Origin of the sequence: Pseudomonas sp. UBA6323 (assembly GCF_002439135.1) — a bacterium.
Lineage (GTDB): Bacteria > Pseudomonadota > Gammaproteobacteria > Pseudomonadales > Pseudomonadaceae > Aquipseudomonas.
This window is the reverse complement of record NZ_DJSX01000089.1, coordinates 36,832-37,061: the sequence shown is the minus strand read 5'-3', so window position 1 is coordinate 37,061 and position 230 is coordinate 36,832. Positions and strand designations below refer to the sequence as shown.

At 59.6% G+C, this 230-nt stretch carries 1 protein-coding gene; it reads right to left on the bottom strand.

The annotated features are described in order from the left end of the window. On the bottom strand, positions 1-192 hold a 192-nt coding region (locus B3P22_RS21185; protein WP_296272444.1), incomplete at its 3' end, for a hypothetical protein. Positions 193-230: the final 38 nt, after the last annotated feature.

Here is a 230-nt window from a genome sequence, read left to right as displayed (position 1 = left end):
GGCGGTCAGCGGCTTGGGCTGTTTGGCATCGAGGTGGGCTTGAACCAGAAGGCGTTCGGAAATCTGCGTCATATCATCGAACCTGCGGCGCTCTTGAGCGAGCTGCGAGTATACCCCCTGGCTGCCCATCGCCACAGGCGGAGCAGCCTCGGCCAGAGGGCTTTTCCGAGAGCAAAAAAAAGCCAGTCTCACGACTGGCTTTTGCGATCTGGTGGGTCGTGTAGGATTCG